Annotated in this window: 24 protein-coding genes; 14 read left to right on the top strand and 10 right to left on the bottom strand. The window is 26.3% G+C overall.

Going from position 1 to position 24,653, the window contains the following annotated elements:
• Positions 1–169 precede the first annotated feature (169 nt).
• Positions 170–1,282, top strand: a complete 1,113-nt coding sequence (locus R4K56_RS07905; protein ID WP_335772608.1) for a pseudouridine synthase — start codon at positions 170–172, stop codon at positions 1,280–1,282.
• Between the two features lie 5 nt (positions 1,283–1,287).
• On the opposite strand, the gene R4K56_RS07900 is transcribed toward R4K56_RS07905, so the two are convergent.
• The 3 genes from R4K56_RS07900 to lspA all read right to left on the bottom strand — a co-directional run bounded on the left by R4K56_RS07900 (position 1,288) and on the right by lspA (position 3,566).
• Positions 1,288–1,932, bottom strand: coding sequence for a leucine-rich repeat domain-containing protein (locus R4K56_RS07900; protein ID WP_335760748.1), 645 nt, complete (start codon positions 1,930–1,932; stop codon positions 1,288–1,290).
• An 81-nt stretch (positions 1,933–2,013) separates the two neighbouring features.
• Complete coding sequence (locus R4K56_RS07895) at positions 2,014–2,976, bottom strand: RluA family pseudouridine synthase (protein ID WP_335758044.1); 963 nt, start codon at positions 2,974–2,976, stop codon at positions 2,014–2,016.
• A 2-nt stretch (positions 2,977–2,978) separates the two neighbouring features.
• Positions 2,979–3,566 (bottom strand): signal peptidase II, encoded by a 588-nt coding sequence (gene lspA, locus R4K56_RS07890; protein WP_335758043.1) that lies wholly within the window; start codon positions 3,564–3,566, stop codon positions 2,979–2,981.
• A gap of 277 nt (positions 3,567–3,843) precedes the next feature.
• Here lspA and rfaE1 point away from each other — a divergent pair, with 277 nt between their 5' ends.
• The gene (gene rfaE1, locus R4K56_RS07885) at positions 3,844–4,851 is read left to right on the top strand and encodes a D-glycero-beta-D-manno-heptose-7-phosphate kinase (RefSeq protein ID WP_335772607.1); all 1,008 of its coding nucleotides are present in this window, start codon (positions 3,844–3,846) and stop codon (positions 4,849–4,851) included.
• 28 nt (positions 4,852–4,879) lie between these two features.
• A complete protein-coding gene (locus tag R4K56_RS07880; RefSeq protein WP_335769323.1) occupies positions 4,880–6,010 on the top strand; it encodes a hypothetical protein in 1,131 nt (376 codons plus the stop codon).
• Positions 6,011–6,785: 775 nt separating this feature from the next.
• Here the strand turns inward: R4K56_RS07880 and R4K56_RS07875 are convergent.
• From R4K56_RS07875 to R4K56_RS07865, 3 genes are all read right to left on the bottom strand, one after another.
• Entirely contained in the window at positions 6,786–8,441 is a 1,656-nt protein-coding gene (locus R4K56_RS07875; protein WP_335786899.1) for a restriction endonuclease, read from the bottom strand.
• An 87-nt stretch (positions 8,442–8,528) separates the two neighbouring features.
• Positions 8,529–10,214, bottom strand: coding sequence for a restriction endonuclease (locus tag R4K56_RS07870; protein ID WP_335772508.1), 1,686 nt, complete (start codon positions 10,212–10,214; stop codon positions 8,529–8,531).
• Between the two features lie 88 nt (positions 10,215–10,302).
• Positions 10,303–11,997 (bottom strand): restriction endonuclease, encoded by a 1,695-nt coding sequence (locus R4K56_RS07865; protein WP_335772507.1) that lies wholly within the window; start codon positions 11,995–11,997, stop codon positions 10,303–10,305.
• 174 nt (positions 11,998–12,171) lie between these two features.
• Between R4K56_RS07865 and R4K56_RS07860 the strand changes: the two genes are divergently transcribed.
• The 10 genes from R4K56_RS07860 (at position 12,172) to smpB (ending at position 20,293) form a co-directional block, all read left to right on the top strand.
• Complete coding sequence (locus R4K56_RS07860; protein WP_335772506.1) at positions 12,172–13,416, top strand: ABC transporter substrate-binding protein; 1,245 nt, start codon at positions 12,172–12,174, stop codon at positions 13,414–13,416.
• 144 nt (positions 13,417–13,560) lie between these two features.
• Complete coding sequence (locus R4K56_RS07855) at positions 13,561–14,433, top strand: carbohydrate ABC transporter permease (protein WP_335772505.1); 873 nt, start codon at positions 13,561–13,563, stop codon at positions 14,431–14,433.
• A gap of 68 nt (positions 14,434–14,501) precedes the next feature.
• Positions 14,502–15,128 carry a DUF4272 domain-containing protein gene (locus R4K56_RS07850; protein WP_335772504.1) on the top strand — a complete coding sequence of 209 codons (627 nt, stop codon included), beginning with the start codon at positions 14,502–14,504 and terminating at the stop codon, positions 15,126–15,128.
• An 11-nt stretch (positions 15,129–15,139) separates the two neighbouring features.
• Positions 15,140–15,988, top strand: a complete 849-nt coding sequence (locus R4K56_RS07845; RefSeq protein WP_335772503.1) for a carbohydrate ABC transporter permease — start codon at positions 15,140–15,142, stop codon at positions 15,986–15,988.
• Between the two features lie 136 nt (positions 15,989–16,124).
• Positions 16,125–17,480, top strand: a complete 1,356-nt coding sequence (locus tag R4K56_RS07840; protein ID WP_297298907.1) for a signal recognition particle protein — start codon at positions 16,125–16,127, stop codon at positions 17,478–17,480.
• A gap of 24 nt (positions 17,481–17,504) precedes the next feature.
• Entirely contained in the window at positions 17,505–17,864 is a 360-nt protein-coding gene (rpsP, locus tag R4K56_RS07835) for a 30S ribosomal protein S16 (RefSeq protein ID WP_297298909.1), read from the top strand.
• Between the two features lie 32 nt (positions 17,865–17,896).
• Positions 17,897–18,139, top strand: a complete 243-nt coding sequence (locus R4K56_RS07830) for a KH domain-containing protein (RefSeq protein ID WP_008726607.1) — start codon at positions 17,897–17,899, stop codon at positions 18,137–18,139.
• Positions 18,136–18,645, top strand: coding sequence for a ribosome maturation factor RimM (rimM, locus tag R4K56_RS07825; protein WP_335772502.1), 510 nt, complete (start codon positions 18,136–18,138; stop codon positions 18,643–18,645). The genes R4K56_RS07830 and rimM overlap by 4 nt, the downstream gene beginning before the upstream one ends.
• A 78-nt stretch (positions 18,646–18,723) precedes the next feature.
• A complete protein-coding gene (locus tag R4K56_RS07820) occupies positions 18,724–19,371 on the top strand; it encodes a DUF305 domain-containing protein (protein WP_335772501.1) in 648 nt (215 codons plus the stop codon).
• A 442-nt stretch (positions 19,372–19,813) separates the two neighbouring features.
• Positions 19,814–20,293, top strand: coding sequence for an SsrA-binding protein SmpB (smpB, locus tag R4K56_RS07815; RefSeq protein WP_297298914.1), 480 nt, complete (start codon positions 19,814–19,816; stop codon positions 20,291–20,293).
• 7 nt (positions 20,294–20,300) lie between these two features.
• On the opposite strand, the gene R4K56_RS07810 is transcribed toward smpB, so the two are convergent.
• From R4K56_RS07810 to R4K56_RS07795, 4 genes are all read right to left on the bottom strand, one after another.
• Positions 20,301–20,579, bottom strand: coding sequence for a hypothetical protein (locus tag R4K56_RS07810; RefSeq protein WP_335758414.1), 279 nt, complete (start codon positions 20,577–20,579; stop codon positions 20,301–20,303).
• A gap of 4 nt (positions 20,580–20,583) precedes the next feature.
• Complete coding sequence (locus R4K56_RS07805) at positions 20,584–21,792, bottom strand: hypothetical protein (protein ID WP_335772500.1); 1,209 nt, start codon at positions 21,790–21,792, stop codon at positions 20,584–20,586.
• A 246-nt stretch (positions 21,793–22,038) separates the two neighbouring features.
• Entirely contained in the window at positions 22,039–22,305 is a 267-nt protein-coding gene (locus R4K56_RS07800; RefSeq protein WP_297298919.1) for a co-chaperone GroES, read from the bottom strand.
• A gap of 109 nt (positions 22,306–22,414) precedes the next feature.
• A complete protein-coding gene (locus R4K56_RS07795; protein WP_335772499.1) occupies positions 22,415–22,927 on the bottom strand; it encodes an adenine phosphoribosyltransferase in 513 nt (170 codons plus the stop codon).
• 417 nt (positions 22,928–23,344) lie between these two features.
• Here R4K56_RS07795 and R4K56_RS07790 point away from each other — a divergent pair, with 417 nt between their 5' ends.
• Positions 23,345–24,442, top strand: a complete 1,098-nt coding sequence (locus tag R4K56_RS07790) for an aspartate-semialdehyde dehydrogenase (RefSeq protein WP_335772498.1) — start codon at positions 23,345–23,347, stop codon at positions 24,440–24,442.
• Positions 24,443–24,653: the final 211 nt, after the last annotated feature.

Genomic DNA, 24,653 nt, shown 5'->3' with positions numbered 1-24,653 from the left:
AGATTTATTAATAATATAATTTGATTTTTTATATAGTTCCATTCACCGTGCATTGAATACTTTATGAATTTAATTTAGGCTGGAAGTGTGATTTTATCTCTTTGACAAAGTGATGAATTTAGTATATTATAAAATTCTATTAAATTTTTTAGAGAGTTATTATAACAATATGAAAAAAGAAAAAAAAGAAGAAGCTGTAAGACTTGTAAAAGTAATATTAGAATCAGGTTTTGCCAGCAGAAGAAATTGTGAAAAAGCAATAATGTCAGGCAGAGTAAGAGTAAATAATCAAGTAATACTAGACCCAGCATATAGAGTAAAAAATGAAGACAGCGTTTCAATAGACAGAAACTTGATAAAAAGACAAACAAAAAGATATATGGCATTATATAAGCCTATAGGTGTTGTAAGTACTACAAAATATTTACCGGGCAGAAGAATAATAACAGAATTTTTCAAAGGTATAAAAGAAAGACTTTTCTATGCAGGAAGACTTGACTCCGAATCACGCGGTATAATGATTATTACTAATGACGGAGAGTTTGCTAATATTATTACGCACCCTTCTTATGAAATATTAAAAGTTTATGATGTTACTGTTAATGGAAAAATAGATTCAGAAAAATTGTTCAATGCCAGCAAAGGTATTACAATAAAAAATGTAACTTATTCTCCATTTAAATTTAAAATCTTATCCAAAGGAAGAGTACAAAGTAAAATACGCCTTACAATCAATGAAGGTAAAAATAGAGAGATAAGAAAGATATTCGATCATTTAGGATATAAAGTTATAGATTTGGAGAGAATATCAGTCGGCTGCGTAAGTAAATACGATGAAACTTCTGGAACTTTGGAAGCAGGACATATAAGAGATCTTACTAAAAAAGAAATAGAATTCTTCTTCAAACAAAAGGATAAAAAATTAAAAGATATAGAAAGTATATTCTCAGATGTTTCTAAATACGATGATATAGATGAAAATTATGATGAAGATAGTATTTTAGAAAATAATGATGATAAAAAAGAAGAAATAAAAAAACATGATAAATCTAAATGGGCTAAAGCTAAACCTAAGAAAAAAAGATTAGTTACTAAAAAAACTAATACATATAAAGCTAAAACTCAAAAGAAAAATAATAGTTCTAAAGATTTTATTGATAAAAAATTTGATAAAAAAATTGATAAAAAACAAATAAAAAGAAAAGATGATAGGAAAAAATCTTTTAAAGACAATAATACACAGAGAAAACCAGTAAAAAAGTTTAATAAAAAAAGAATATAATTATTTTAAATTTGTAATGATTCTAACATCTTTACTGTTTTTGGAAGTCTTTTTATATTATTTTCAGAAATAGATAATATTTTAAGTTTCTTTAAATTTGTTATTTCTTTCGGTATATTAGATAATTTATTGGAATCAAGTCTTAATTCCTCTAAATTTTCTAATAGCTGAATTTCTTTATCTAATTGAGTTATTTTATTAAATGAGGCATCAAAAAATTCTAAATTATGAAGTTCAAATATCTCGCTTGGTAAAATATTAAATTGACAGCTGCTTATATCTAACTCTTTTAAATTCTCAAGTTTTGATATATTTTTATTCAATTTACTAAAATAATTAAAAGATATATTTAAATACTCTAAATTTTTAAGCTCAAAAATTTCTTTAGGTAATGATTTTATTTTATTTCCTGATATATCAAGAGTTTTTAATTTTTTTAGATTAGATATTTCTTTTGGTATAGTTTTTATATAATTCAAAGATATATAAAGTTCTTCTATATTTTTAAGTTCAAAAATTTCTTTGGGCAGTTCTGTTATATCTAAATTGCTTAAATTTAATTCTTTTGCATTGCCGATATTTTTTTCATTATAAGGAATATCTGCATTAATTTCTTTAGCCCATTTGAGTATTTTATCATAGTCTGTCATAATTAATCACCGTTATTGTATCGATATACAATATATATTAATATATGTTTACGTCAAAAAATGACGCAAAAACACATATTTTTATATATTTTCAGAATACAAAAACTCTTTAAAATAGTTCGGATAATCAATCTCAAATTTAAGTATATCTTTACTAATAGGGTGAGTAAATTCAATTTCCTTTGCTATGAGCATAAGTCCGGGATATTTATTGAAACTTTTAGAATATATTTTATCTCCTGCAACAGGGAATCCTTTATATGAAGAATGAACCCTTATTTGATGAGTTCTTCCGGTTTTTAAATTAATTTCTATAAGAGTATGACTTTTAAATCTTTTTAAAACTTTTATATGAGTTAATGCATCTTTGCCGTCTTCTCTTACAGTCATTTTTTTTCTATATACTTGATGCCTTCCTATAGGTAAATTTATTTCTAAATAATTATCTTTTAATACTCCTATTACAATAGCATGATATATTTTTTTTATAGTTCTGTTTTTGAATTGTTCCTGAATGCTTGATACTATATTGGCATTCTTTCCTATTATCATAAGTCCGGAAGTATCTTTATCCAATCTATGTATAATGCCGGCTCTGCTTTTATTTCCAACAAAATCAAAATCTTTTATATTATAAAGTAAAGCATTAACCAAAGTTCCGCTCATTTCTGAAGGTGAACAATGAACACTCATATTGGCAGGCTTATTTATGACAAGCAGATATTTATCTTCATATAATATATCTAAAGGTATATTTTCAGGCTCCGGATTTTCTATATCTGCTTCTTCATTTGAAAGATTATCTAAATTCACAGAAACTTTATCATTTAATTTAAGAGAATATGATAATTTCTTTTCAGCTCCATTTACTATTATAGAAGTTAAATAATTTTTTATTTGGCTTCTTGTGATATTTAATTGTTCGCTTATAAATACATCTAATCTTTTATTAATATCATTTTCTGTAATAATAAAAGTTTGTTCATTATTTGTAATTTCTGATTCATCTATAATATCATCATTATTTTCAAATTCTAAACTCATAATCAGTTATTTTCTTTATTGTTTTCTATAGTAGCTTTATTGTTTTCTATTTTTTTATTTTTATCGAAATCTTCTTTAAAGAAAAATACTCCAATAGCTATAATACATATACCTATAGTAATGGAAGCATCTGCTATATTATAGTTGTATGGAAATCTTATAGTTTCATTAAATCCCATACTTATAAAGTCAGTGACGTATCCTCTCATAATTCTATCAACCAAATTTCCCATAGCTCCGCCAAGAACCATAGTAAATCCAATCATAGATAATTTTTGTTTTTTTACATTTATAGAAAGCATTATATAAGCAACTACAATCATAGCCAAGAATACAACAACCTTTAATAATTCAGGTATTATATGCTGTATAGATTCTGGTACATTATTAAGAAAGCCGAATGATACACCATAGTTTCTAGTATATATAAATATCAATATATCTCCTATAACTCTTTTTACAATAGTTTCCTGAAGATATTTATCTATAAAATATTTAGATACAGTATCAGCTACAAATATCAATAAAGCTATAATAAAATATATCTTTTTTTGTTTAATTTCTTCTATAATCTTACTAAATTTCATCATAATTTTTTATTTCTCTTAAATTAATTTTTTGATAATATATAAACTTATAAGTTGTAAAAAAGTGAATTTACTTTCATTAATTTTATTATAAATTGATAATAAAGCTAGCAAGTAAATTTACTTAAAAATAGAATTTAGAAAATAATAATTTATATTACTAAAAATTACAAGTTATTTTTCATAATATAATAGCTTAAAAAAATACACATATTTACAATTTTTTATATTTTATGTTATAATCTTTGAACATAAATAATTTTTTATAAAATGATAAAATATGGAATTAAAAGATAAAGTTAAAAAAATTACAGATGCAAAAATATTAGTTATAGGCGATTTAATGCTTGATAAATTCACCTACGGAGATGTTGTAAGAATATCTCCAGAGGCTCCGGTTCCTGTACTTCATGTAAATCATGAAGAAAATTATATAGGCGGTGCAGGAAATGTGGCAAGGAATATAGCAGCATTAATAGGGGAAGATTGTTATGAAAATATATTTATGATAGGTGTTATAGGAGAGGATAAATCAGCAGACACTATCATAGATAATATGAAGCAATCTAATATATCAACTTCTGGAATAGTAGTAGATGACAGTAGGTATACTATAACAAAAACTAGAATAGTTGCTAATACTCAGCAAATAGTAAGAATAGATCATGAAGATACAAGTCCTTTTTCTGATAAAATAATGAAGAAAATAGAAAAGATCTTTCTTGAAAATATTGATGATTATAATGTGGTAATAATAAGTGATTATGCTAAAGGTCTTATAACTCAAAAATTATCAAAAAAAATAATAGATACTTGTAATAAGAAAAATAAAGCGGTATTAGTTGACCCTGCTATAAAGCATTTTTCATTTTATAAAAAAGCTGCTTTAATGACTCCTAATTTAAAAGAGGCAGTTGAAGGAATAGACAGCAAGATTCCATTCTATGAATTTGATCCTGAAGCTATAAATATATTAGGTAATGAAATAATAAAAAAATTATCTTTATCAAGATTAATGATAACTTTAGGAGCTAATGGAATGGCTTTATTTGATAAAGATATAAAAGTAAAAAATAAAAAACTTCCTTTTATAATACCTACAAAGGCAAAAAGTGTTTTTGATGTTTCAGGTGCCGGAGATACAGTTATATCTGTACTTGCTATGTGTTTATCAGTGGGAATGTCATTTAAAGAGTCTTCAGAAATTGCAAATGCTGCTGCTGGTGTTGTTGTAGGTAAGAGAGGAACTTCAACTTTGACATTAGATGAATTGATAGAGGTATTATAAAAATATTACTTATATGGAAATATAATTTATGAAGAAAAAAATTTTTTTATTATTATTTATATCATTATTATTAATGACTTCATGTCTTCCTAAACCTTTAATAGTACCTGCAAAAGTTGTTACAGAATTAACTTTAGGTAAAGATATAGGAATATATACTAATGAATTTGTAAATTTGGATAGCCCAAAAATATATAAAGTTGATAATGAATACTATTTTGGGGAATTTTACACAGTTAAAGATGATACTGTTTATGCCCTAGATTTATCTAATTCAAGAATGGTTATAGCTTCCGGAAGTAATGTTAGGTATTTTCCATTAGCTTATAATAATCTTGAAACTTCAAAAATATCTCTTATAGATTCAAATGCTAACATGTATATAACCGGATATAATTTGAGATATGTAGGAGATATAGTTGTAAGTAATGTTATGATGTCATTGCCTTCAGAAAGTCCTTCAAGCGAAGGCGACAGACCTCTTATAGAAACTTATACTGTTAAAGTAACAAATACAAATTATACAAAGGTTGGTTTTGTTTCTTTAAATAAAATAGATTCAAACGGCAATACATTATACAGTATAGATACTGTAATAGACAATGAATATGAATCGCTTATAAAATTAATAACATTAACAAATCATAAATTTGCCATATTAAAAAGAGATAAAGACAAATCTCCTTTATTAGATATATATGATATGGACACTGGAAAAATGGAAAAAAGATTTCCTTTAAAAGATGTAGAGTATACAGACAAGAAAAAAATGTCTTATAGGGAAATTATAGATTGTGTGTATGTTGTAGATAAATCGGTTATAGCCATACTCACTATGAATGTAGTTGAAGGAAAACATATTGAAGATATTATATATACTACTAAATTGGACGATTTTAAATTAAAAGAAGCATATAAAATTCCATGCCGTGATAATTCTTTAGCGGTAGGAATATCAAGCACGGGTAGGGTAACTTATACTGGTATGGACAATGGAATGTATTTCTTTATAAGGACGAATCCGTTTTTGTCGCAGAATTATAGTAAGGAATATTTAGGCACAGACGGATTTAATAAGTTAAGAGGAATACATATGTTTGACGATTCCATTTACGGCTTTATGCTTGATGGCGGAAAAATAAGATTCCAAAACTATTAATATATAGCTAATAACTATATTTTTTAGTTTTTTATGAATGTAATTTTAATTTATTAAATAGTATATACCTAAACAACTATACTTTGTCAAAAATAAATTTATGTTTTGGTTTTATATTTGGGGCTTTGCCCACCGCTCTGCGTGCTTACGCAACACCCCACTTCTTTTACCGAGTAGGTACCTTTCTGTATTGGTATAAAAGAACCAAGGCTCTGCCCACTACACTTCGTTTCGTGAAAGAACTGCATTTTTAACCTAAAATCAGGGTATTATACCGTATTTGATACATATTCTTAAAATATAAAGTTCTAGCAATTGCGTTTTCGCGAAGCGTATCCGAGCCTGTCGAGGATATATCTACTTTGACGAAGTCCGCAGAGCGTGTGCGACAAAAAAGTAGATAAAATTTATATAAAGTGCATCAGTTGACAAACTTAAAAATTTTCAGTATATACCTAAACAATTATATTTTGTCAAAAATAATTTTTTTAAATTTTAAATATCTGCAGGGCTTTGCCCTTACGAAGTACACAGCGTGCAGCACCCCACTTCTTTTGTTGCCACAAAGAAGCAAAAGGGCTACATTTTAGCTTAAATTAATAATCTATCTTACATGTAATACTATTTTAGTATGATTTAGTACTAATGTTATACTTGCACTTTTTGGTTCTTTTTGCGGCGGGAAAAAGAACAATAAAAAAATTGACAAACTTAAAAATTTTCAGTATATACTAAAATTTTTTAAGAAGGTATATATTCAATTTCAAAAATATTTTTATATATTTTCATCAGCAAGCATAGTATTAAATTGCATTCTTGAATATACTTTTATCTTTTCATTATGCTGTACAAGACTTTTAGCACTGTTGCTTAATTCTACAGGTATTATAAGTATTCCGTTTTCAGCTCCGGATTCTTCTATCATTATCAAAAAGTCTCTAATCATTAATTCTCCAACTTCTATCTTTTGCCATCTTTTGAATGATACTAAAGTAAGTTCTTTTTTTGGAGATTTAACACTGTAGCTTAAAAAATTAATTTCGTCTCCTAATTTATTATTATCATTTGATTTATCTGTGTATTCCTGTACTATGGAATGATCCAATTTTATATGCATGATATTAGTGCATACTTTTTTGAAATCTGCTTTATTTAAATCATATATTTTATCTACTTTTAAATGTAAAGTTGATTCCGATTTATCGTATATATTATCTAAATTAATTTTTAATTCTTTTAATATATTATCTATATTTACAGTTTGTTTTGCATCTACTAATGTGTATAAATAATTTGTATCTATGAAAGAGCTTTCCCATAAATCAACAGCATATTCCCAATTTTTAATATTTTCTTTAGGAACATATTTCTCATAGTTGTCATTTTTATAATTATCCAATTTAGTTTCAGTAATTGATTTCTTTATTTGAGAAGTAGCTTGAACTATTTCGGATAGATATTCTAATATATTTTTTATATTATATTTTTTTAATTCTTCTATATTGAATTTATCTATCATCTCGAATGATTTTTTTGAGAAGTTTATATCTTTTATAAAATATGAATAAAAACAATAATCAAGTATTAAACTATAATTACTTTTATCATAATCTTTTATATTGTAGAAATTATATAAATCATTATATACTTCTAAAAATTTTTTATTATCAGCAAGTTTATATAATACAAATAAATATAACTTATTAATATATTTTTTGCTTTTTTGTTTTATTATTATTTTTTCTATAAAATTATTTGCTATATTAAGGCTTTCAGATAATATATATAAAGATATTAATGATTTTTGAATATCATCAATTTCGCTTTTATATTCCTTTGCATTTTTATCTGTGTTTAATCTTTTATATAATTCCTCTAAAAATGCAATACATTTATTATAATCTTTCACTTGAAAGAAAGCGAATGCGGCAGCTTTAAGGTGTTCTATATCAAAATCTTCTTTTAATAATATGACTTTAGTAAAATAGTGGCATGCAAGCGGATAATTAGCTTCTTTTGTAATTTCATAAGCTAGTTTCATAGTATGCTCATTATCATTAGGAGATAATTGATGAAGTTTAATAGAATATTTTAGAGAATCTTCTTTCCTTCCAGCCTCGTTGTAATATTCTTCTAATCTTTTACATATAGATATTTTTTCCTTCGTTTTAAGGAATTTTGTTTTTATAAGTATTTCATATCTTTGCAAAGCTAGATTATTTTCACCTATTTTGTCTTCAAGCTGAGCCAATCTATATATAGATACATAATCTTTATCATTATTAGTTATAATAGCTCTTAATTCTTCTATTTCTTTTTGTATTTCTTTAGATGATTTTTTATTACCTCCTTTTTTGGCTTTCAGTATTTTTTTTATTAATATGTAAGATGCCGCTATCAATATTGCAGCTGATATAAAAAAATAGTGCATTTATTGTATATCTTTTAAAAATAAAATTTCTCTATAAAGATAAGAAAATTATAAAAATAATAATTTATTTTTTATTATAATTTAGTCTTATAATTTACTGTCCCTTAGCATATAATTAAATTGATTTCTAGTATATACTCTTATTTTGTTATTATGAGTAGCATAACTTTTAGCACTGTTAGTAAGTTCTACCGGCAATATCAATATTCCATTTTTTGCTCCAGATTCATTTACAAGTAATATGAAATCTCTAATTATAAGCTCTCCAACTTCTGTATTTCTCCATCTTTTGAATGATATTAAAGTTAAATCTTTTTTGCTTTTATTTGATGCAAATGCTAAGTAATTAACTTCATCTCCATAATCATAATCTATTAAATGATCATTATATTCCTGTACAGCTGAATACATTAATTTCTTTTGTATTATATCCTGACATACACTTTTAAAAGATGATAAAGTTATATCAAATATTTTATCTACTTTCTTAATTATTAAATTATCTAATGTAGCATTGTCTTCATTTATATTACATTCTGATAATATTTTTTCTATATCCATAGTATGTTCTATTTGTACTAAATTGATTATATCTTCAATATTATTGAATGAATTTTCCCACAATTTGACACTATTTTCCCAAATTTCTACATATTTTTCATCAACATATTTTTCATAGTTTTCATTTTTGTATTTTTCATCATTGTTAAGTTCCATATTATTTCTTAAATTCTGAAGTACTTCCTGAGCTTTTGCTACTTCAGACAAATAAGCAAATATGCCGTCTAAATCATACATATCAAATTCAGGAGCATTAAATAATCTTATATGTTCAAAATAACTTGATGCACTGTTAATGTCTTTTATAAAGTAATTATAAAAAGCAAAGTCCAAAATAATACTAATTTCTTCTTTGTCTATTTCATTAACTTTATACTGACTTGAAAGCTTTTCATGCAATTCTATAAACTCTTTAGTATCATTAGCTTTATATAATATATACAAATATATTCTGTTTATGAAGAATCTGTATTGGCGGTCAGTATTAATGTATCTTGATGATAAGATAGTTTCTGTTAATTTTTTTGCATTATTTATTTCATCAGTTGCAATATATAAAGATATTAAAATCTTTTCTACCAATACCATTTCATTAAAATCATCTTCAATATGACTTATATTTCTGCTTAATCTTTTATGCAATTCTTCAAGCATAATAATTATTTTCTTATATTCATGATTGATAAAGTAGCATAAAGCAGCTATTTTTAATTCATCTATTTCAAAGTCGCCTTTATTATTTAAAATCCTATCAAAATATTCGCATGCTATTTTATAAGCACCTTCTTTACCCAAAATATTTGCTGCTTTTAATGAATAATAATTATTTTTTGGATCTAATTGAGCTATTTTTAATATGCATTTAAATACTTCTTCATTATTATCAAGTTTTTGATATAAGGCTTCTAATTTTTGATATATAGCTATTTCTTCGCCTTCAAAGTATCCTGCATCAATTAATTTTTTATAAGTTTCTATGGACTTTTCTGTGAAGTTATACTGTTCTTGTATAACAGCAAGATCATACATAGAATCATAATCTCTAGGATTACCGGCAATCTTTTTTTCTAATTCTTCAATTTTTCTTTTTATATTCTTTGGTCTATAATATTTATCAGAATTTGATATACTTTTTATAAATAAAAATATACCGAATATTACTACCATAGCAATAACAACAATAACTATAATGTATATGTACGAGCTAAACATAAACTGTCCTGTAAAGTATATTTATATTTTCCTATTGTAGATTGAAAATACATTAATGACAACAAAAATATTGTAAAAATGTGAAAAATTATATAAAATTACTTTTCAAAAATATCTCAAATTGATGTTTAGTATATACAGTTATTCTGTCATTATGTTTTGCATAACTTTTAGCACTGTTTGTCAATTTTACTGGAAGTATTAATATACCATTTTTAGCACCTGATTCCTGAATCATAAGCATGAAATCTCTTAATATTAGCTCTCCAACCTCTGTATTTTTCCAGCGTTTGAATGATATTAATGTTATATCTTTTCTGCTTTTACTTGTATGATATGCTAAATAATTGACCTCATCACCGAATTCATACTTTATTATATTATCAGAATATTCTTGAAGTATTGAGTATGATAATTTTGTCTGAATAATATTTTGGCATAGTTTTTTAAAGTTATTCAAACTTAAAGAATATATTTTATCTATTTCTGTTATATTGGATTTTGTTGATTCATTATTTGAGTTTTGCTCTGCATTAAATTCTGCCAAAACTTTATCTATATCCATAGTGTTTCCTACTTCTGATTCAACTAATGAATTGATATAGTCAAAGTTAAAGAAAGTAGATTCCCATAATCCTAAAATTTCTTCCCATATAGTTATTAAATCTGATTCTACATATTTATCAAATCTTTCGTTTTTATATTTTTCATCATTCAATTTCATAGCATTTCTTAATTTAGTTAATTGAATGTATGCTTTATTAACTTCATTTAAATAGCTTAATATATCATCTATTTTATAAACATCAAAAGTTTTTATATTGAAAGATTTTACTTTTGAAAAATATTTTATAGAAGTTTCTATATCTTTTAAGAAATAAGCATAGAATCCGAAATCAAATATAAGAGATGCATATTGTGAATTTGCTGTATCTAATTTGTATAAGTCTTTTAATCTAATATATAAATTATTAAATCTTTGATTATCAGATAATTTATATAAAACATACATATACATTTTATTAATGTATAGTTTATGTTCTTCACTTAAAGTATTATTGCTTAGTATTTGTTCTAAAAATGCTGTTGCTATATTTAGTTCATCAGCATAAATATATATTGAGATCAATAAAGTTTCTAGTTTATATACTTCTGACATATCAGCATCTTTTTCATTTTTAGCTTTGTTTAGTATTCTTTTATATAATTCTTCTATAAATAAAGTGGCTTTTTTATAATCCTTATTCATAAAAAATGATAAAGCACCTACTTTTAAATCATCAATTTCAACCTCTTTTTTTGATAATTGTATTTTATTAAAGTATTCGCATGCTAGTTTGTATTTACCTTCTCTTCCTAATATATTTCCAAGTTTAATAGCATAGTAAACATTATTAGGTTCTGATTTAGATATTCTTAAAGCGTATTTCAAACTATTTTCTCTGTCTTCTAATTTATGATAACCGTCTTCAAGTTTTTTATATATATCAGTTTCGTTTATATTATTATTTTTAAAATATCTTGCTTTTAATAAAATTTCATATTTTACTAATGCATATTGCAGCTCTCCATATTCTTCTTCCAGCATTGCTAATTGATATAATGAATCAAGGTCTTTAGGATTTAATGCTACTATTTTTCTAAGCTCCTCAAATCTTTTTTTAACGTTTTTTGCTGGTTTTTTTGTCTTTTTAATAAAGATATTTTTTATCATTATGATAGTAGAAATAAGTATAATTATGGCAATGACAATTACTAAGATATAAATTGTAGTATTATTCATAAATAATTCCTTAACTTATTTTTTACCCTCATGAATTAAGTATATAAAAAAAATGTAAAGTTTAAATTACTTTTTTCATATTTATTATTTTTTTTGATATATTGACATTAATAAATAATAATGTATATTTTTTCTAATTTTATTCGATTCATTACAAATTCAGGAGTATAAGAAATGAAAAAGATAATTTTATTGTTAATGATTTCATTATTAACAGCATTTTTTACTGTTTCATGCGGAGGAAAAAACAGTGCTTCAAGTAATTCAATAACAGTAATGGTTCCAGATTGGGCAGTACCTTCTGATGAAATGCTTGATGCTTTTACAAAAGATACAGGCATTACAGTTAATATGAATGTTATAGCTTGGGAAAATATCAGAGATAAAATATCAATTGCTGCTGCAGGCGGAACAGCTGCTGCTGATGTTGTAGAAGTAGATTGGTCTTGGGTAGGTGAGTTTAACAGTGCAGATTGGCTTGAACCTATAGAATTAAGCAAAGAAGAAATCGATGCTATGCCTTCTATACAGCCATTTATTATAGACGGTAAAGTTTTGGCACTTCCTTATGCTAATGATTTCCGTTTGGCTTATTATAATAAAAAACATTTTGAAGCTGCAGGTATTACTGAAGCTCCAAAATCTTGGGACGATGTTTATGCTGCTTTAAAAGCTATAAGAGATGCAGGCGTTACTGCATATCCTTTTTCTATGCCTTTAAATGCTGATGAATCTTGTACAACTTCATTAATATGGATGGCTTATTCAAAATATGGAGTAGTATTTAATGAAGATGGTACTTTAAATAAAGATGCAGTATTAGGAGCTTTACAATTTATTAATCAAATGATAAATGTTGATAAATTAATAGACCCAGCTTGTAAAACTTCTACAGGTATGGACGCTTATAGAAGAATCAACTCTGGAGAAGCTAGCTTTATAGTAGGTCCTACTTCATTTGTAAGCAGAGTACAGGATCCTAATGAGTCTAAAGTAGTAGGAGAGGTTATACCTATATTACTTCCTGGTGCAACTGGACCTTCACCAAAAACTTTTGCTTTACCAGAAGGTGTTGGTGTAATAAAATTGTCAAAAAACAAAGAAGCAGCAATGAAATTTGTAAAATGGTTTAATTCTCCAGAAACACAAAAACAATTAAATTATGTACAAAACACAATGCCTACAAGAACATCAGTTATGGAAGATTTGATTAATGAAGGTAAATTAAAAAATACAGGTGCTTTACTTGAAGAATCTACTTTAATATCAAGTCCATTCCCAAAAGGCGTACCTAGCTATTATTCAGAAATGACTACAGCAATATTCAATGCAGTTAATGAAATGGTTTTAGGTGCTAAAACTCCAGAAGAAGCATTTAATGCAATGGATACAAAAATAAAAGAATTAGTTGCAAGATAATTAATTTTTATTAAAGTTTATAATAAGGCATTGCTTTTTGAAAGTGATGCCTTTATATTTAATTTGCAATATGAAATTATTTGTTTGACTATTTTTAATAATTTTTTTATCTTTAATATAAGAATTACAAAATATTTTTGGATTATGAAAAAGAGTAAGACTTTACCTTATTTACTTATTTTACCATCATTTATAATTATGGTGGTTTTTGTTGTTTATCCTATAATAGTTACATTCTTTTATAGTCTTAGAAAGATGAAACTGACTGCTCCTAAAGATACTGCTTTTATTGGATTTAGCAATTATATAGTTACTTTAAAATCTTTTGATTTTTGGTATTCACTTCAAAATAGTATAATGATTATGATTGTAGTAGTTATTATATGTGTAGTATTTGGACTTTTATTTGCAAGCATATTAAACTTTGAAAGCAGATTGAAAAATATTCTTATGGCTATAGCGGTAATACCTTGGGCATTGCCTCCGGTAGTTAATGGAATACTATGGAAATGGATATTCTACCCCGGATACGGATTCTTTAATAAAATATTATATAACCTCAATCTTATAGAGGAGCCTATACAGTATTTATCGAATAGATATTCATTAATGCTTATAATAGGCATAGTTATAGCATGGAGAAATATACCTTTTTGTTCTATAGTTCTTCTTTCAGCTATGAGAGCTATACCAGATGTGGTTTATGATGCTGCCAGTATTGACGGAGCTAATAAATTTCAAATGTTTACTAGAGTCACTTTACCGCTTTTAATGCCTGCTTTAGGTATTATATTGACATTTACATCTATATCAGCAATAAATGTATTTGATGAAGTTGTAGCTATTTCCGGATACAGCAATTTAGGAAAGACAATACTTCTTGAAGATTATATGATTACATTTTCTTTCTTGGATTTCGGTAGAGGAAGTGCTTTAACATATTTAATAATGATTGTGGCAGGTATTTTAGGAATGCTGTATATAAGGGCTATGTCGAGAAAAATTGATTATATATAATAATTTTTTATTGCAAAACTGTATTATTTAATATAATATTATAATATAAAATTGAGAGGACTGTTGTTATGTTCAAAAAGAGCAGCGAAGATAGGAAAAAAGAAAGTTTAGGGTTATTGGATAATATTGGTATAAATGTAGATAAAGATTTGCCTGTTATAGATACAAGCAATATTAGTATGCGTACAAAAGAAGAAATAGCTAAACGTGCCATAAGCTGCTTATTTTCTATACAAGCATCTTTAATAGATATTAAGGATTATGATTATAGTTTTTTTGAAGATAAATTAATTAAATTTTGTGTAAAATATTGTTTAACAGATCAGGAAAAACTAATTTTTGAAGGAAAAATGGATAAAGAAGATTTAAAACTTATGCCTTGGAAATATGAATCTTATTGGATTCTTTGCTGGGTTTTAGGTTTTGTTTCAAAATTAAATATACCTAATGAATGCTGTGATTTTGATAAGGCTATAGATTTTATTTTCAGATGCAATAATTTTGAAGATTTTATAAGTAAAGTAAAACTTAGAGATACTGAAGAAGTTTTAGATGAATATGATTTTACTTATAGATTGAATAATGTTATAGATGATGATAGTAATAAAGAAAATAATTCTATTTTGAGAGGTATAGTATCAGAAAGATATATGGCATTGAAATGGGTATTATATCCTGATGCTGAGTGGTTATAATATATATTCTTATGAAAAAGAAAAAAAGTAAAAGATTAAGCTTTTTATATTATTTATCTATAGTATTTTTTATAATAATAGTTTTGGGGCCTATTATTTGGGCTATCATTGTAAGTTTTACACCGGAATATGAGATGTTTAAAAATACATCTAATTTCCTGCCAAAAGAACCTACAATAGATAATTATTTTAAATTATTTACAGCCTCAGATAGACAATCCAAAATGTTTTTTGTAGGAATACTTAATTCTATAAAAACGGCTTTTATAACAATATTTTTATGCCTGCCTTGTTCGATAATGTGTGCCTATGCTATATCAAAAATGAAATTTAAAGGCAGAAATATTGTAAAGACTTTGATATTGATATCTATGGCAATACCGGCATTTACAACTATTATTCCGCTTTATAGAATGTTTTCGCTTTTATCTTTGCTTGATAATTTATTTTCTTTATCTTTAATATATGTAACATCATTCTTGCCTATTAATACTTGGATGATATCTAATTACTTTGATACAATACCAGTTGAGATAGAGGAGGCATCTTATATAGACGGCTGCAATGAAATAGACGTTTTATTAAGAGTGATGATTCCTATATCAGCACCGATTATTTTATCAGCTTTCTTGCTTGTATTTTTAATGTCTTGGGGGCAATTTCAAATACCTCTTATTTTAGCCAGTTCAGCAAACACAAAGCCTATATCAATAGTGGCATCTGAGTTTGTTTCAAAAGATAGCATACAATATGGTATAACAACAGCGGCAGGACTTTTAGCAATATTTCCTCCTGCATTGCTTGCCATAATATTTAGGAAGTTTTTAGTAAGAGGAATGACAGGCGGTTCGGGAAAATGATGTATGAAATGTATTATAATAAAATAATATGTACATTTCGTATTATTTTTTGTAAAATATCGCAAATTCTTGACTTTTTAAATATATTATGTATAATATGAATTGGAAATAATATGTTTATTTAAGGTTATTTTTAGTGTTTGATAATTTAACAAAATCTATATCTAATGTATTCTCTAAAATACATGGTAAAAAAGTACTTACTGATAAAGATATCACAGACAGTCTTTTAACTATTAAAGAAGCTCTCTTGTCTGCTGACGTATCATTAGAAGCAGCTGATAAATTCCTTGAGGAAGCTACTAAAAGAGCTATAGGAAAGGAAAAATTAGAAGGTGTAGAACCTGCTAATCAATTTATAGCTGATGTTCATGATACTTTAGTTAATATGATAGGTGAGGGTGAAAGCGGTTTAAAATTAGAGCCTGTTGAAAAAACTACAATAACTATATTGTTCGGTTTACAAGGTTCTGGTAAAACTACTACAGCAGCTAAATTGGCTAAATATTATAAAGATAAAAGACGTGTTATGTTGGTTGGTCTTGACGTACATAGACCAGCAGCTATGGAACAGCTTGCAGTATTGGCGAGAGAAGTTGGAGTTCCTTATCATATAGACACTAAAGAAAAAAAAGCATATAAAATCCTTAAAAAAGCTTTAGCTATAGCCAAAAAAGAACAGTATAACATGATATTAGTGGATACTGCAGGCCGTTTGGAAATAGATGAAGATATGATGCTTGAACTTAGACGTGTTGTAAACTCTGCTGATGTTACAGAAAAATTATTGGTAGTTGACTCTACAGCAGGTCAAAGTGTGTATGATGTTGCTAAAAGTTTTCAAAGCAATATTGGCATAAATGGTGTTATACTTACAAAATTTGACTCTGGTGTAAGAGGCGGTGCTGCCTTATCATTAAGGTATGCTACTGGTTCATCAGTTAAATTTGTCGGTGTCGGAGAACATATTGACGATATTGATGTGTTTGATCCTAAAAGAGTGGCAGGTCAAATACTCGGTATGGGTGATATTGTTAAACTTGTAGAAAAAGCCCGTGCTGCTATAAGTGAAAAAGAAGCTCAGGAAATGCTTCAAAAAGTTATAGAAAACAACTTTGATTATAATGATTTCTTGAAACAAATAGAAGCTACTACCAAAATGGGCGGATTAAGCAAAATGACATCTATGATACCTGGTATGGCAAATGTGGATACTGAGCTTTTAAGCCGTGAAGAAGAAAAATTCAAGAAGTACAAAGCTATCATACAATCAATGACTAAAAAAGAAAGACTAGCCCTATTTCCTTTAAATAATTCAAGAAAGATGAGAATTTCTAAAGGAAGCGGTCAAAGTGTTTATGATGTTAATCAGCTAATAAAGCAATTTAACATGATGAAAAACATGATGGGCAGCACTAAGAAGATGGATAAGCTCGCAAAATCCCTAGAGGGTATGGGTATGTCTATAGATGATTTAAACAAATTAATGTAATTAAAAGTTTGGAGGAAAAGAAAGGTGGTAAAATTAAGATTAAAACGTATAGGTCGCAAACATGAGCCTCATTATCGTATTGTAGCTGCAGATGCTCGTTTCCCACGCGATGGTCGTTTTATAGAAGAGCTAGGTTGGTTTAATCCTAAAGCTAAAGATGTATTGTATAAGTTAAACATAGAAGGTTTAAAAAAATGGCTTTCTAATGGTGCACAGCCAACTTATGTAGTAAAAAGTATTCTTATCAAAGAAGGTTTAATGGAAAAAGATAATGGTGCTCCTCTTGAACGTAAAAAGAAAAGAGCATTAAAAAATCCTGAAAAAAGACGCAAACATCGTAAACAAGCTAAGCCTGAATCTACTGAGGAGAAAAGCGAAGCTTAATTTACGTCTTATAATATATAAAGGAGTGTGCTATGACGGAAGAAAAAGAGCTTATTGAGTATTTGGCTAAAAAGTTAGTGGATGAGCCTGAGGGTGTTAGTGTTAAGGTTATTGAGGGTGAGAAGAGTACGATTCTGGAATTGAAAGTAAACCAAAGCGACATAGGTAAAATTATAGGTAAAAGAGGTCGTATTGCGCATGCATTACGTACTATTCTTTTTGCAGCTTCCATGAAAAGTGGTAAACGTGTAATGCTTGAGATTATTGACAATTGATTATTTTTTACGGCAAGATCACAGGTATACATGGTTTAAAAGGAGAGGTTGAAGTAGCTTTTCTTGATAAAGATTACTTCGCCTCTCTTCCTGTTTTAAATAAAGATATACCTATAATTATTAACAATCAGACATTTACCATTCTAAATGTTAAAAAGAAAAATAAGGCTTTCGTACTGGCGTTAAAAGATATTGATGATATTGAACAGGCTAAAGCTTTTATTGGTTCGGATATATTTATTGATTCCTCTTTATTACCTCAATTAGATGATGATACTTTCTATGAGGCTGAATTAATTGGGTATGAAATTATTGATTTAGACAATAATTTATATGGGAAAATAGTTGATGTATACAGCCTTCCTTCTAATTATGTGCTTGAAATAAAATTAGCAGAAAATGATGAAATAGTATCTATTCCTTTTGTTCATGCATATTTCGGAAAATCTGATAAAATTAAAAAAACTATACAAATCATTCAAAAACCTATATTTGATGATGATTGATTTATCATTAAAATAATTCATTTTTTACCTTTTTTATATTCTTATGTTATAAAACTGAATAAAATTAAAGGATAAAAAATGAAAAAAATTGTCACAATATTTATTACTTTATTATCTCTTTTTATTATTTCCTGCGGACAGAAAAATACCAATGAAACAGCAAATGCTGCTATGGATCATTCTGCTCATCATGCTATGGGGTCAGATATTATTAGTTTAATGCATGCTCCTATGATGGAGAAGCCATTTGAGAAAACAGCTAATATTGATGTAGACTTTTTGGTTAATATGATTCCGCATCATCAAGGTGCTATACTATCTTCAAAAAAATTATTAGAAACAACAACTAATCAAACTTTAATTGACTTAGCTAATAATATAATAAAAGCTCAGGAAAAAGAGGTTGAGGAGTTTACACTTTTAATTGATGAGTTAAAAGCTAAAAATACAAATTATGATGATATAGATACAGCTGCTTTCGGAGATGAAATGGAAGTTCTTATGAATAATATGATGGAAGCTATGGCATCTATAAAAGTAACAGAAAATGATGATATCAATTTCTTAAAGGGAATGATACCTCATCATAAGGGTGCTGTAGATGTATCTAGGAAAATTTTAGAGGCAACAAAAGATGACAAGATAAAAGAGATTGCCTACAGAATTATAACTGCTCAGGAAAAAGAGATAAATGATATGAATAACATGCTTAATTCTATGAATTAATAAACTATTTAATATTAAATTATATGGGTTGGCATTTTATTATGATGCCCGCCCATTTTCTTTTATATACCATTAATAAATTTCAATTTTTATTTTCCTTAATATTTTAAATAGAAAAAGCAATGCCCACCCTAGATTTTTTTAAATTGATTGTATTTACACCGCACGCAGAATGAAGCTAAGAGATATAGTTATATTAAAATACAATTTTTATTATATATTATAGTTCATTAACCGTGCGTTAAAGACATTAAATTGAAATTTTTCACTTGGGTGGGTGTCTTATTTCTTTTGAGGTTATGAGGAAAATTGAATTGTATTGTTGATTGAGCAATAAGGATAAAAGGGCGGGGTAGTGATAAAAATTCATTTGTTAATATAATAATTGACAAATTGATTTATTTTTGTATAATCTATATACTTTAACATTTGGTAATTAATTATGGCTAAAAAAGATAAAAAGGACAATAATACTATTTCATCTGGAGAAATAGCAAAAAATAAGAAAGCCCTTTTCAATTATGAAGTAATTGAAAAATTTGAGGCAGGCATAGTTTTATTAGGTACAGAAGTAAAATCTTTACGTGAACGCAGTGTTAATATGGCAGACAGTTATGCTTCTTTCAAAAAAGGTGAATTATTCATAGTAAATATGCATATATCTCCTTATCATTTTGGCAATAGAAATAATCATGAACCTTTAAGAGAAAGAAAACTTTTAATGAAGAAACGTGAATTAAAACGTTTGTATGGTAAGATTAGAGAACAAGGACTTACACTTATACCTGTTAAACTTTATTTTGCCAGAGGAAAAGTAAAAGTTGAATTGGCTTTAGCTAAAGGTAAAAAATTACATGATAAAAGAGAAACTCTAAGAAGAAAAACTTTAGACAGAGAAATGGAAAGATATATTAAAAGATAATATATCTTTATTCATAGGATAAAGCATTTCTTAAATAAAATTCTATTTTTGATATATTATCTGCTACTTGTTTTATATATTCTTTTTTGTTTTCATTAGTTTTATATTCTCTTATAGACTTAGCAAAATCATCAAGCATATCTTTTATATGATTCATTGATATCTTTTCAAATTTTTTTGCCAAATTTTCTATTTTATCCACTATACTATAGTCGATGTTATTTATGCCGCTGAATGTGATATCAGATAGAAGTATTTCTAAATCTCTAATCAAATCAAAAATCATATTATTAATCTTTTATTTTTAGTAAATTAAGTGAGTATAAGAAAGGTATTTCTTTTTTTACTTTTACAATATAGAAAATAGATGCTATAAATATACCAACTAATGCTAATATTATAGATAAATCACTTATAATGAAAGCTGTTTTATATAATACTAATACACATATAGGTATATATATTCCCCCAGCTAATGAAGTAAGTATCATAAATAAGAAGAATATAAATATAGGATTTTCAATTAAATGATTATTTATTATATATTCTAATCCTATATGTTTTGTGAATATATCAAGGTATAAATATATCATAGAAATGCATGCTAGTATGAAGAAAGCTATAGCATACATTTTTTCTCTTTTTACTAAGAATCCTGCTATAAAGAATGCTATCAATAATACAGAGAAGATATAACTATCTAAAAACATAAAGCTTGCTACTATTATTAATTCCATAAAAATAATAAATAGCATTAATCTAAAATTCTTTTTTATAGAATTAAATCCAAAGAAAGTGTACATTACTATTTTTGATTTAGCAGTTCTATATTCACTGTATATATGTCTGAAATAACTTATAAATATTAAAGCTATAGATACAAGAAATAGGGCAGGGAATAGAGTTAAAGTTATTATTATTGAACTATTAATATTTAAATTAGCCGTATCCCCATTTATTAATTTTGCTGATATAGTATTTTTTTCATCATTTATAATATTCACATAAGAATATTCTTCATAAGATATATTAGTATTTCCAGTTGAACCGACATAAAGTATATGCATAAGCACAACGCCTTCACCTTTATCTTTTAAATTAAGTTTGGCTTTGGCTACACCATTTTCATCGGTTGGAACCACATAAACATTAGTATATGCAGTAGTATTTGTATTTACAGTTTCTTCAGGAGCATTTTTTTCTTCATCATCTTCTTCTATATCTTTTAATAGTACCTCTTCATTATTTGGTATTGCATTAGGTAATTCAAAATCAAATAAATCAGGTTTTAAAGATGTGAATCTTACTAATCTATTAACAAGAGGAAGTCCTCGTCTTTCAACCATTATAGAAACTTCATTAGAGGAGTTAGTGTCAGATATATTGAATGTATTTTCTTTTTCATAGGTAAATGTATATTCTGAAGTTTTATTAGTATTTTCTTGTGCATATATTACATTTAATATTGCAAAAAGAAATATTATAAAATATTTTAGCATTTACACAAAAACTCCTGATTAAGAAATGATATTTTTTAATTTAGTGAGAATAATATAATTATCGAACAAATTAATAAAATTAAATAATATAATTTTTTATATTATTTAACCTTATTAATTTTTATGATACGAAAAAGTTTTATTAACACTATTATAACTGTAATAAATACTGATAAGTAAAAAAAGAACACCATCTTTTTAAAGATAAGTGTTCTTTTTATTTTTTTCGTTATTTATAGCTATTAATTATTTTATAAGAGCAACTATCTCTTCATTTTTTACTATTAAATATTCTGTATCGCCTTCTTTAATTTGGATACCAGCATATTTATCATATATAACTATATCGCCTTTTTTTACTTTTATATCTTCACAATCGCCTATTTCTACAACTTCTGCTTTTTGAGTTTTTTCTTTAGCTGTATCTGGAAGAAGTATTCCGCTAGAAGTTTTTTCTTCTTGTTCTAATACTTTTAAAAGCACTCTATCTGCTAATGGTTTAATAGATGACATATTCACTTTCTCCTTAATTAATATATTTATTTAATGATAATTATTTTTTTAAAATATTTGTATAATATTCTATAATAAAATTTATTAAAAGTCAATAATATAGAAGTTATTAATATTCTATTAGTACATTTACAGGATATTTAGATATTTCTTTTCTTCCATCTAATTCTTTTAATTCTATTAGAAAAGAAGATCCAACAACAGTTGCACCTAATTTTTCAACCATTTTAATCATAGCGAGTGCAGTACCGCCTGTAGCAATTAAGTCATCAACTATTAAAACTCTATCACCTTTTTTAAGAGCATCTTCATGCATATATAAAGTATCTGTGCCGTACTCTAATGCATATTCTTCAGAGATAGTTTTATAAGGTAATTTGCCTTTTTTTCTAACAGGTATGAATCCGCAATTCATTTTATATGCTAAAGCTGAACCAATTAAGAATCCTCTGCTTTCTGCTCCAACTATATAATCTATTTTTTCATTACTAACTTGTTCTGCCATTTTGTCTATAGCATATTTAAATGCATCTTTATTTTGAAGTAAAGTTGTGATATCTCTAAAAAGTATGCCTTCTTTAGGATAATCTTGAATGTTTCTTATATAGTTTTTTAACTCCATACAACACCTCGCTTAATAAATTGTAGTTATGTAAACAACACAATCTTTGATTATAATACATTTATTAAAAAAATCAATTAGAAATTATATTTAAATTTTTAAGATTTTTAATTATATTATCTTTTATGTAATTGTGTAATTTTATTATTATATAAAATTTATTTTATAGGCTTTATGAAAAAATATATAAAAATAGTACGAAAATATACTAATTTGAATTTGCAGAATTTCATTTTGTTTTTTAGAAGTTATAAATATAATTTTTTAAATAATTAATATTTGAAATAAAAAATTATGTTTTTAAATTTGTTTCATAAATATATGTCAGCATAAAAAATCTTGATTTTAAAATATAACTATTATATAATAATACTATCAATAAAAACAAAAAAATAATAATAGTTAATGGTAATTGTCATGAAAAAAGTAAATTTATGTTTATTAGGAGCTTCTGGTGCAGTTGGTCAAGAGATGCTTAAAGTACTAGAAGAAAGAAAATTTCCAATTAATGAGTTAAGATTACTTGGAAACAGAGAAGCAGGAAAAAAAGTAGTGTTTAATAAAAAAGAATACACTATAGAGAAAGTAGGTAAAGATTCATTTAAAGATATGGATATTACATTGGTTGCAGTAGGAGCAGATATTAGTAAGAAATTAAGCCCTGAAGCAGTTAAGGCTGGAAGTATAGTTATAGATAACAGCAGTGCTTTTAGAATGGATAAAAATGTTCCTTTAGTTGTACCTGAAGTTAACCCAGAAGATGTTAAACTTAATAAAGGTATAATATCTAATCCTAACTGTTCTACAATAATAGCATTAGTGGCTTTAGCACCACTTCATAAATTCGGTAATATTAAGCGTATTATAGCTTCTACTTATCAAGCAGTTTCTGGTGCTGGTAAAGAAGGTATGGAAGAATTAGAGCAGCAGATACAAGATTATGTTGCCGGCAAAAAATTAAAAAACAGCACTTTCAAATATCAAATATTACATAACCTAATTCCTCATATAGATTCATTTGATAAAAATGGATATACTAAAGAAGAATTAAAAATGACTAATGAAGGAAGAAAAATTCTTCATGCTCCAGATATGCAAATAAGCTGTACTTGTGTAAGAGTTCCTGTTATAAGAAGTCATAGTGAATCTATTACTGTTGAAACAGAGAAGAAAATAACAGCTAAAAAAGCTAGAGATTTATTATCTAAAGCTAAAGGTGTAAAAGTAGTTGATGATCCTGAAAAATTCAAATATCCTATGCCTTTAGATACTTCTGATCAAGATGATATATATGTTGGAAGAATCAGAGAAGATATTAGTGCTAAAAACTCATTAACATTCTGGTGTGCAGGCGACCAAATAAGAAAAGGTGCTGCTACAAATGCAGTTCAAATAGCAGAATTACTTTTACCAGATTTAGAGAAAAAAGGTGAAGAAGATGATTCATCTGCTAAAAAACCTGCAAAAAGAAATTGTGCTAAAAAATCTTCTAAAAAAGCAACAGCTAAAAAATAATATTAAATAAAATAAACTTGCTTAAAAGAAGTTCTCTATAAATTAATTAGAGAGCTTCTTTTTTTATATATAAAAAATAGTGCATTGTTAAAAAAATTAGATAAAAGAATTTTAATTACATATCCCGCCCTTCATTCTTTATTAGTCTTTTTTGAATTTGCACTTTTACTTTCTTAATAACTCAATTAGAAATTTCAGCACCCGCCCAAGT

Origin of the sequence: Brachyspira pulli (genome assembly GCF_036997785.1) — a bacterium.
In the GTDB taxonomy this organism is placed as follows: Bacteria; Spirochaetota; Brachyspiria; order Brachyspirales; family Brachyspiraceae; genus Brachyspira; species Brachyspira pulli.
The sequence above is the reverse complement of the archived record's forward strand: the minus strand, read 5'-3'. Positions and strand labels throughout refer to the sequence as shown.